The organism is Exiguobacterium alkaliphilum 12/1 (assembly GCF_000714435.1).
In the GTDB taxonomy this organism is placed as follows: domain Bacteria; phylum Bacillota; class Bacilli; order Exiguobacteriales; family Exiguobacteriaceae; genus Exiguobacterium; species Exiguobacterium alkaliphilum.
Window position 1 is genome coordinate 283570 of record NZ_JJMW01000041.1, and the last position, 10631, is coordinate 294200.

Below are 10631 nucleotides of genomic sequence, written 5' to 3' on the forward strand. Positions count from 1 at the left end.
TATAACTTTTTTCATTTCTCATTCTCTATCGCTCGTTATCCACAACATATCCACAGTTTATCCACACTATACACAGCATGTGGATAACTGCCTGTGGATTGTTTTTCTTATCTGTGGATAAATACCGAAAAGCGTTGCCACGTCTATTTTATTTTGATAAACTGAATGTGCACAAACTTGTGGATGAACTTTTAGGCAAAACAAGATATACACAGACTGTGGATAACTGTTATCCCCAACATGAACACCGTGTGGATAACTTTATCCACAGTTTTTGTTCTCTGTGGATAATCCTAGTATCTACTATAGAATAGTGATTGTGTATATCGTGTGAATAAGTTTCGCCTACATAACCGGTAAAGGAGGTCTTTCATTGAACAATGCTCAAGAGATTTGGAGAAACGTGTTGTCGTTGATTGAAGAAGAGGAACGAACACCGAAAGCAAGTTTCGATATGTGGTTGAAATCGACCGAAGGCATATCTTTGATGGGGACGACGCTCGTCGTCTCGGCGCCAGCTAGCTTCATCGTGACGTGGCTTGAGCGCCAATACTTGTCGCTCTTGCAAGATACGATTGAAGAAGTGACGAACAGTCAACTTGAGATTCATTTTATTGAAGAGTCACAAGCACACAAGTATGCACCTGCGGACGGACGGGTAAAAGAGACGATCGCGGTCACGGAAACGAAAGAGCAACCGATTCCAGTTCAATCAAAAGAGGAGGCAAGTCTCGGTCAACTGAACGACAAATACGTCTTCGAGACGTTCGTCATCGGTTCAGGAAACCGGTTTGCCCATGCTGCGTCGCTTGCCGTCGCGGAAGCACCGGCACGAGCATACAACCCGCTCTTCATTTACGGGGGTGTCGGGTTAGGCAAGACCCACCTCATGCATGCGATTGGGCATTATGTGAAAGGGCAGAAGCCCGGGGCCCGTATCGCTTACGTATCTTCTGAGAAGTTCACGAACGAGTTCATCAACTCGATTCGGGATAACAAGACGGAAGAGTTCCGCAACCGTTACCGGAATATCGACGTCCTCTTAATCGATGACATTCAGTTCTTGGCCGGTAAAGAGCAGACGCAGGAAGAGTTTTTCCACACGTTCAACGCGCTCCACAACGATCAGAAACAAATCGTTATCTCGAGTGACCGTCCACCGAAGGAAATCCCGACGCTTGAGGATCGTTTGCGCTCACGTTTCGAGTGGGGACTCATTACGGACATCACGCCACCCGACTTGGAAACGCGAATCGCTATCCTGCGTAAAAAGGCGACGGCGGAAGAGCTCGACATCTCGAACGACGTCATGTTGTATATCGCCAATCAAATCGATACGAACATTCGTGAGCTCGAAGGGGCGTTGACTCGAGTCGTCGCTTACGCGAAACTCGTCGGTCGTCCGATTGATCCGGATGTGGCCGCTGAGGCGCTTCACAACATCATGCCGGTCCAAGAAGCGAGAAAGATTGTCATCCGAGACATCCAAGAGATCGTCGGACGTCACTTTAATATAGAAGTCGACGAGCTAAAAGCGAAGAAACGGACGAAGACGCTCGCTTTCCCGCGCCAAATCGCGATGTATTTATCACGGGAGATGACGGAGAGTTCTTTGCCAAAGATTGGGGAAGAGTTTGGGGGACGCGATCATACGACGGTCATCCATGCCCATGAGAAAATCAGCACGTTGTTGAAGAATGATCCTGAGATGCAAGAGACGATTCAAACGTTAAAGAAAGCCTTGTCGTAAACAAGATGTTTTTTTCTTGTGGATATCCTGTGGATAAACCACCTTAGTTATCCACAAGTTATTCACAGGCGAAATGGCTTAACACGAGTGGTTGAAGGCACTTATCCCCAGTATCCACAGCCCTTATTACTATTATGACTTAATTAATACTATTATAATTACTATGAATCATGACTTTGACTCATTTCACTTAGGAGGAATTATCCACATGCATTTAACGATTCAACGCGATGTATTCATGCAAGCCGTACAAGACGTATCAAAAGCAGTCGCTTCTCGAACGACGATTCCGATTCTTACGGGATTGAAACTTGAAGCGCATGCAGATGGGTTAACGTTGACTGGAAGTGATACAGAGATTTCGATTGAACGATTGATTCCTGTAGAAGAGGGTGGGATTGAACTCATTCAAATCAAACGCGCAGGTAGCGTCGTCTTGAACGCTCGATTCCTCGGTGAGATCGTCAAGAAATTGCCAACGAATGAAGTGACGCTCGAAGTGTCACCGAACTTCATGACGCGGATCGAATCAGGCCAAGCCGAGTTCCATTTGAACGGGCTCGACCCAGACGAGTACCCACGTCTCCCTGAACTCGCGAGTGACCGTCGCTTCTATCTTCCAGCGGATCTCTTGAAGACGATTATTCGTCAGACGAGTTTCGCCGTGTCGTCACAAGAGACACGGCCCGTTTTGACTGGCGTGAACTTCTCGGCTGAAAAAGGGTTCCTCACATGTGTCGCGACTGACAGCCATCGTTTGGCGCTTCGCCGTGCTCGTTTCGAGACAGACAACGACTTGACGTTCCAAAACGTCGTCGTCCCGGGCCGCTCGCTCAACGAACTCGCGAAATTGCTCGATCGTGAAGAGTTGCCAATCGAAATCGTCTTGACGGACCAGCAAATCTTGTTCCGCATGAAGAACATTTCCTTCTTCTCGCGCCTTCTCGATGGGGCGTATCCGGACACGTCACGCTTGATTCCGGAAGAATATCGGACAGCGGTCCGCATGAATGCGAAAGACTTCCTTCAAGCGATTGATCGTGCTTCACTTTTGGCTCGTGCCGACCGCAATAACGTCATCAAATTCGTTGCCGAGGAAGCGACGACGGTTGAAGTGAGTTCACATTCGCCAGAGGTCGGGAAAGTATCGGAGCGCGTCAGCATCTTGTCGCTCGAAGGGGAAGAACTGAAGATTTCGTTCAACTCGAAATTTGTCATGGATGCCCTCCGCGCCCTCGACGCTTCAGAGATTGAGATTCAATTCACGGGTTCGATGCGTCCGTTCATCTTGCGTCCGGTCGAACAAGATAGTGTGCTCCAGTTGATTTTGCCGGTTCGGACTTCGTAAGCGGGACGAACAGGTAAGGGGATGATAAGGTCGTGTGCCTTGTCATCCCCGTTTTTTGCCTTATTCGACGTTTTTCGATAAACTAATAAGTATGGCGATTTTTTGTAATTAGTATGAAGGAAAGGGAGTGACGACATGAATAAAGTGTCGATTACAACCGAGTATGTGACACTCGGACAATTTTTGAAATTAGCAGATATCATCTCGAGCGGAGGCCAAGCGAAGTTTTTCTTGGAAGACGTTCAAATCAAAGTGAACGGGGAAGTAGACCAACGTCGAGGCCGTAAACTACGCGATGGCGACAAGATTGAAGTCGAAGGCTTCGGAGATTTCCAAATCGAGGGCAACTAACGTGCGTTTAATGTCGATCCGATTGCAAAACTACCGCAACTACGAAGCCCTTGAGCTCGACTTTTCAGAACAGACGAACGTTCTAATCGGGGAGAACGCCCAAGGGAAAACAAATCTGCTCGAATCGATTTACGTACTTGCGCTGGCTAAATCCCATCGGACGACACAAGATCGTGAGTTGATTGGCTGGGAGTCCGACGCTGCGCTCATCGAAGGACGAATTCATAAGCGGACCGGTGAGACGGTTCAATCGCTCACGTTCTCCGCAAAAGGGAAGAAGGCGAAACTGAACCATCTTGAGCAACGACGCTTAAGCGATTACGTCGGCGCGTTTAACGTCGTCTTGTTTGCCCCGGAAGATCTCGCGATCGTCAAAGGCAGTCCTCAAGGACGGAGACGATTTTTAGATATGGAAATCGGACAAGTGAGCCCGATTTACTTGCACGATTTAAATCAATACTTGAAGACGCTGAAGCAACGGAACGCCCTCTTGAAGCAACTGTCGATAAAAGGCGGGGACGAGACGCTGCTCGAAGTCCTGACCGATCAGTTGATTGAAGTCGCTGTGAAAATCGTTTCAAGACGGCATCACTTCATCGACCAACTCGAAAAATGGACCGGACCGATTCACGCGGGTATCACGCGGGACATGGAGACGTTGACGATTCAATACGTCTCGGACACGTTCCAAAAAGAACGTTACCCGAAAGAACAGATGTTTGAAACGTATCGGCAAAAGTTTGATAAAATAAGAGAGAACGAACGAAGACGCGGTGTGACGCTATTCGGTCCACACCGTGATGATTTCGAACTGTTCGTGAACGATCGAAACGTCCAAACGTTCGGTTCACAAGGTCAGCAACGCACTGCGGCCTTGTCACTCAAGTTAGCGGAGATTGAATTGATTCACGAAGAGGTCGGGGAATACCCGCTCTTATTGTTAGACGACGTCTTGTCAGAACTCGATGATCATCGCCAAACCCATCTGCTCGACACGATGGGCAAAAAAGTTCAAACCATCCTGACGACGACCAATATCGATGGCATTGCCCATGAGACGATTCAACAAGCCAAAGTGTTTCACGTGAAACAAGGCGAAGTCGAATCAGATTCTGTATGAAGCACAATCAACACGAACACCAATTCATGTATAGTAGGTGAACAAAACCGATGAGTAACGAAAACGAAAAACAAATGCAAGACTACGGTGCCGATCAGATTCAAGTACTTGAAGGTTTAGAGGCGGTCCGTAAACGCCCGGGGATGTATATCGGTTCGACGAGTTCGCGCGGTCTTCACCACTTAGTGTGGGAAATCGTCGATAACTCGATTGACGAAGCGCTCGCCGGTCATTGTGACACGATCACCGTGACAGTCGAACCAGGAAACTCGATCGTCGTCGAAGACAATGGACGAGGCATCCCGGTCGATATCCAAAAGAAAACAGGACGCCCGGCCGTCGAAGTCATCTTCACAGTACTTCACGCCGGTGGTAAGTTCGGCGGTGGCGGTTATAAAGTATCGGGTGGTCTGCACGGTGTTGGTGCGTCTGTCGTCAACGCCTTGTCAACGAAGCTCGAAGTATTCGTCCGTCGTAACGGAAACGTCTACTATCAATCGTTCAAACGTGGTGTGCCTCAAGGCGAACTTGAAATCGTCGGCACGACAGATACGACGGGAACGACCGTCCGCTTCTTCCCAGACGGCGATATCTTCCAAGAGACGCTCGAGTACGATTTCGACTTACTCGCGACGCGCCTCCGTGAACTTGCCTTCTTGAATAAAGGTTTGCGCATTATCGCCAAGGACGACCGTGGCGACGAATTGATGGAACGGAACTATCACTATGAGGGTGGAATCAAGTCGTACGTTGAACACTTGAACCGCTCGAAAGCGTCGATTCACGAGGAGCCGGTCTACGTGCATGGAACGAAAGACGGCATCGAAGTCGAAATCGCGCTCCAGTACAACGAAGGCTTCGCCAGCAACATCTATTCGTTCACGAACAACATCCCGACACACGAAGGCGGGACGCACGAGACGGGCTTCAAGACGGCGCTCACACGTTCGATTAACGATTACGCGAAACGCTTCGGTTTGATGAAAGAAGCCGACGGCAGTTTGTCAGGCGATGACGTACGTGAAGGATTGACCGCAATCGTGTCGGTCAAACACCCGTCACCACAGTTCGAAGGACAGACGAAGACGAAACTTGGTAACGCGGATGCGCGTACAGCCACAGACTCACTTTTCACGGACACGTTCGAGCAGTTCTTGCTTGAAAACCCGTCGGTCGGTCGATTGATTGTCGATAAAGGCTTGATGGCAGCCCGCGCCCGTCTCGCGGCGAAACGCGCCCGTGAGATGACACGCCGGAAAGGCATCCTCGAAGTCAGTTCATTGCCAGGGAAATTGGCCGACTGTTCGTCAAAAGACGCGTCGAAGTCTGAACTGTACATCGTAGAGGGTGACTCGGCCGGTGGATCGGCGAAGTCTGGTCGCGACCGTCACTTCCAAGCGATCTTGCCGATTCGCGGTAAAATCATCAACGTCGAGAAAGCACGACTCGATAAAATCTTGGCGAACCAAGAAGTCCGGACAATCATCACGGCGCTCGGCACTGGAATCGCAGAAGAATTCGATTTAGGGAAAGCCCGTTACCATAAACTCATCATCATGACCGATGCCGACGTCGATGGTGCCCACATCCGGACACTCCTTTTGACGTTCTTCTATCGGTATATGCGTCCGCTCATCGAGAGTGGCTACGTCTATATCGCCCAGCCACCGCTTTACGGCGTGAAGCACGGAAAAGAGATCGTCTACGTACAAAACGACCGTGAGTTGCAGGAAGCGATCAAACGTCTTCCGGAGAATGCACGTTATAGCGTACAACGTTACAAAGGTCTAGGTGAGATGGATCCTGAGCAGCTATGGAGCACGACGATGAACCCAGAGTCGCGTTCGATGCTTCGGGTCGACCTTCAAGACGCCATCGAGGCAGATGAAATCTTTGAGACGCTCATGGGCGACAACGTCGAACCGCGTCGCGATTTCATCCAGTCACATGCGCACTACGTGAAAAACCTCGATATTTAAACAGAAGGGTAGGCAATAACGAATGGCAGAACATGAAAATATCAAGGATATAAATATTAGCCAAGAGATGCGTACGTCGTTCATGGACTATGCGATGAGCGTTATCGTATCACGTGCCCTTCCGGACGTGCGCGACGGCTTGAAGCCGGTTCACCGACGGATCCTCTATGCGATGAACGAGCTCGGGATCCGTGCTGACAAACCGCATAAGAAGTCAGCCCGTGTCGTCGGTGATGTTATCGGTAAGTATCACCCGCACGGTGACTCGGCTGTCTATGAGACGATGGTTCGTATGGCGCAAGACTTCAGCTATCGTTATGAGCTTGTCGACGGTCACGGAAACTTCGGATCGGTCGATGGCGACTCTGCGGCTGCGATGCGTTACACAGAAGCCCGGATGTCAAAGATTGCGATGGAACTCGTGCGTGACATCGGTAAGAACACGATCGATTACCAAGCAAACTTTGATGGGGAAGAGAAAGAACCGGTCGTCTTACCGGCACGTTTCCCGAACTTCCTCGTCAACGGGACGAGCGGAATCGCCGTCGGGATGGCGACGAACGTACCACCCCACAACTTGAACGAAGTGATTGATGGCGTGCTCGCGCTTACACATAACCCGGACATTACGATCGCAGAGCTCATGCAGCATATCCCAGGACCTGACTTCCCGACAGCCGGTGAAATTTTAGGTCGGAGCGGGATTCGCCGTGCCTATGAGACGGGTCGCGGCTCGATTACGATGCGTGCGAAAGCCGAGATTGAAGTGTTGAAAAATGGACGGGAACGCATTCTCGTCCACGAGATTCCTTATCAAGTGAACAAAGCCCGCTTGGTCGAGAAGATTGCCGATTTGGTGCGCGATAAGAAAATCGAAGGCATCACGGATCTTCGAGATGAGTCGGACCGCAACGGGATGCGTGTCGTCATCGAAGTACGGCGCGATGCGAACGCGAGTGTCATTTTGAACAACTTGTACAAACAGACGCCGATGCAGACGACGTTCGGTGTCAACATGCTCGCCCTTGTCGGAGGACGCCCGAAGACACTCAACATCAAGCAGGCGATTTATCACTATATCGAGCACCAAAAAGAAGTCGTCCGTCGCCGGACCCAGTTCGACCTCGACAAGGCAGAGGCCCGGGCGCATATTCTCGAAGGACTTCGCGTCGCGCTCGATCATCTCGACGAAGTCATCGCACTCATCCGTAGCACGCGTACCGGAGACGAAGCGCGTGAGAAGTTGATTGCACGCTTCGGCCTTTCGATTGAACAGACGCAAGCGATTCTCGATATGCGTCTCCAACGGTTGACGGGACTCGAGCGCGAGAAAATCGAAGGCGAGTATCGTGAAGTTCAAGCGTTGATTGAAGAACTTCGTGCCATTCTCGGCGATGAAGAGCTCTTGCTTGAGATCATCCGCAACGAATTAACTGAAATCAAAGAGCGTTATGGCGATGCACGACGTACGGTCATCCGTACCGATATCGTCGAGCTTGAAGACGAGGACTTAATCCCGGTGCGTGACATGATGATCACGCTCACGAGTGAAGGATATATCAAATCGATTCCGACGGATTCATACCGGACCCAACGTCGTGGTGGCCGTGGGAAGCAAGGGATGGGAACGAATGACGAAGACTTCGTCTTACGCCTCCTTTCCGCTTCGACGCACGATACGATCTTGTTCTTCACGAACTTCGGTCGCGTCTTCCGTCTGAAAGGATATGAGATTCCTGAAATGAGCCGGACGGCGAAAGGGATGCCGATTATCAACTTGATTCAAGTCGATAAAGGCGAGAAAGTCGAGACGATGATTCCGGTCGACTTCAACAGCTACTTGGCTGAACAAGGCGTTACGGAAGAAGTCGTGGATGATGCGGATGCGGAAGTGGCAGATGAGCAATTGTCGCTCGTCTTCATCACGAAGCAAGGTCTCATCAAACGATCGCCGCTCTCGGCGTATGCCCGCATCAATAAGAACGGACTTCGCGCCATCAGCTTGAACGAGACAGATGAACTCGTCACGGTCCGTCTCGCGAAGAGCGATGATGAAATGTTAATCGTGACACGTGAAGGAATGTCGATTCGCTTCCCGATTGAAGGTGAAGTTCGTTCGATGGGCCGGACGGCTCGCGGTGTACGTGCGATCCGTCTTAAGAAAGAAGATGATCAAGTTGTGTCGATGGAAATCGTACGGACGACACAAGACGTTTTAATCATCACAGAAAAAGGATATGGCAAACGGACACCGATGGAACAGTTCCGCACACAGGGACGGGGCGGTTCCGGGATTATCGGAATCAAGACGGACCGCGGCACTGTCGTCGGAATGCGTGTCGTCGATGAAGACGATGACATCATGCTCATGACCGAGCTCGGTGTTGCGATTCGAATCGACTCACAGACGATTTCCCAAATGGGGCGCAGCACGCGCGGTGTCAAAGTGATGAATATCGAAGATGGGGACCGCTTGGCGACCATCGCGAAATTGAAAAAAGACGAGCTAGAAGAGGAATCGGCAGTCGACATGGAGAATGGATTTGTTGGTGAAGCACCGGAAATCGACCCATCGTCTGAAGAAACCGAGTAAGGCGAAAAGGTCGAACGGAGCTTCCGTTCGACCTTTTTTATATAAAGGGGGAGGAATGAGCATGCGATTGGCCATTTCGAACGTTCACGTCGGGATGACGTTGTTGGCGTCTGTCTCTTCGCTTGAGGCAGGCCTCAAATTAACGAATGAGCATTTGCGGTTGTTACGCTTCTTGAAAGTTGATGCGATCGAAGTCGCGCCGGTTGAACGTCGCCGGTTCACGCATGAGGAAGAACAAGAAGTCTGTGCGAAGATTCTTCAATATGAACGACACTATAATCAATGGGAAGAACGCATTGCACCAAACCCGTATGAAGCGCTAGAGTTCGTGCATCAATTGTTTCGTAACGATTATCCGCTCTCTGCGGTCGTCGCTTTCTTTACCGATCAGCCGCTCCGCAAAAACCATGTGATCCATCACGCTATTTATCGAGCGTTAATTGCGAAATCGTTATCGAAGTATCGCGGCGATGAACATCGTCTGCAGTTCGATTATGGGGTTGCGTCTTATTTTGCGGATGCGAGTTACGCAAAAATTCGTAAATGGTCGCATATGCGTTATTTCACGAAAATGGAACGTGAACTGCTCTATCAACACCCACTCGTCTCGGCTTCGATGCTACCAAAGGATGAGACGTTGCGTCAGCGTGTCGCAAAATTAATAATTGAACATCATGAACGGTTAGATGGATCGGGATTTCCGCATCGGCTAGAAGAACGTGAACTCCATCCGGCCTCGCCACTCTTTATCGTGGCGGATCGTTTCTGCCAGTTGACGGCCCCTCGTACGTTCCGTCAGGCGCTCACTCCGGAGGAAGCTTATTTCTATATGTGGCAAAATGAAGCGTACGATGAAGAGGCGTTAACGCTTTTGGCGACACTACTCGGTTTTTTTGAAGTCGGACGAAATGTCGTACTTAGTAGCGGTGTCCGTGGTATCATTCAACACTATACGCCTCGTGTCGAACAGCCGATTGTCATTGCTGAACAAGATCAAGAAACGTATGATTTAACTCGGCTAGAGGAAGTACGAATCATTGCGTTTCAATAACGGGTCAGCGTGTTTCTTCTATATAGTGTTCGAGAACGAAACATGCTGTTTCCCATTATTTTAAAATATTTTATTTTTATAGTTGACGAACGGAAAAGCAGATGCTATTATAAATGAGTCGCTAAGAGCGGCAGACGAACTTTGAAAACTGAACGATGAGGCAAAAATAAGTTTTACAATTTTTGAATGAAGCGCAAGCTTCGTCATTTCAAGAGCTATATCAAATTCTTTGGAGAGTTTGATCCTGGCTCAGGACGAACGCTGGCGGCGTGCCTAATACATGCAAGTCGAGCGCAGGAAGTCATCCGAACCCTTCGGGGGGACGTTGACGGAATGAGCGGCGGACGGGTGAGTAACACGTAAAGAACCTGCCCTCAGGTCTGGGATAACCACGAGAAATCGGGGCTAATACCGGATGGGTCATCGGATCGCATGGTCC

The 10631-nt window shown here is 49.9% G+C and carries 7 protein-coding genes and 1 rRNA gene; all 8 read left to right on the forward strand.

What is annotated here, in order from left to right; all coding sequences use genetic code 11:
- Positions 1-373 precede the first annotated feature (373 nt).
- Positions 374-1750 carry a chromosomal replication initiator protein DnaA gene (dnaA, locus tag RT52_RS09945; RefSeq protein ID WP_034806190.1) on the forward strand — a complete coding sequence of 459 codons (1377 nt, stop codon included), beginning with the start codon at positions 374-376 and terminating at the stop codon, positions 1748-1750.
- Between the two features lie 208 nt (positions 1751-1958).
- Positions 1959-3098, forward strand: a complete 1140-nt coding sequence (gene dnaN / locus RT52_RS09950; RefSeq protein WP_034806188.1) for a DNA polymerase III subunit beta — start codon at positions 1959-1961, stop codon at positions 3096-3098.
- 135 nt (positions 3099-3233) lie between these two features.
- The gene (gene yaaA, locus RT52_RS09955) at positions 3234-3449 is read left to right on the forward strand and encodes a S4 domain-containing protein YaaA (protein WP_024371095.1); all 216 of its coding nucleotides are present in this window, start codon (positions 3234-3236) and stop codon (positions 3447-3449) included.
- Position 3450: 1 nt separating this feature from the next.
- On the forward strand, positions 3451-4569 hold the full coding sequence (gene recF / locus RT52_RS09960) for a DNA replication/repair protein RecF (RefSeq protein ID WP_034817056.1): 1119 nt from the start codon (positions 3451-3453) through the stop codon (positions 4567-4569).
- A 50-nt stretch (positions 4570-4619) separates the two neighbouring features.
- The gene (gene gyrB / locus RT52_RS09965; RefSeq protein WP_034806182.1) at positions 4620-6548 is read left to right on the forward strand and encodes a DNA topoisomerase (ATP-hydrolyzing) subunit B; all 1929 of its coding nucleotides are present in this window, start codon (positions 4620-4622) and stop codon (positions 6546-6548) included.
- Positions 6549-6570: 22 nt separating this feature from the next.
- A complete protein-coding gene (gene gyrA / locus RT52_RS09970; protein WP_034817058.1) occupies positions 6571-9141 on the forward strand; it encodes a DNA gyrase subunit A in 2571 nt (856 codons plus the stop codon).
- 61 nt (positions 9142-9202) lie between these two features.
- Positions 9203-10192, forward strand: a complete 990-nt coding sequence (locus tag RT52_RS09975) for an HD-GYP domain-containing protein (protein WP_034817060.1) — start codon at positions 9203-9205, stop codon at positions 10190-10192.
- A gap of 226 nt (positions 10193-10418) precedes the next feature.
- Positions 10419-10631 (forward strand): 16S ribosomal RNA (locus RT52_RS09980); the annotation flags it as partial.

Excerpts from the sequence above, each read along its gene's own strand:
- dnaN (WP_034806188.1), top strand. The coding sequence starts at position 1,959 with ATGCATTTAACGATTCAACGCGATGTATTCATGCAAGCCGTACAAGAC.
- yaaA (WP_024371095.1), top strand. The coding sequence starts at position 3,234 with ATGAATAAAGTGTCGATTACAACCGAGTATGTGACACTCGGACAATTT.
- gyrB (WP_034806182.1), top strand. The coding sequence starts at position 4,620 with ATGAGTAACGAAAACGAAAAACAAATGCAAGACTACGGTGCCGATCAG.
- gyrA (WP_034817058.1), top strand. The coding sequence starts at position 6,571 with ATGGCAGAACATGAAAATATCAAGGATATAAATATTAGCCAAGAGATG.
- RT52_RS09975 (WP_034817060.1), top strand. The coding sequence starts at position 9,203 with ATGCGATTGGCCATTTCGAACGTTCACGTCGGGATGACGTTGTTGGCG.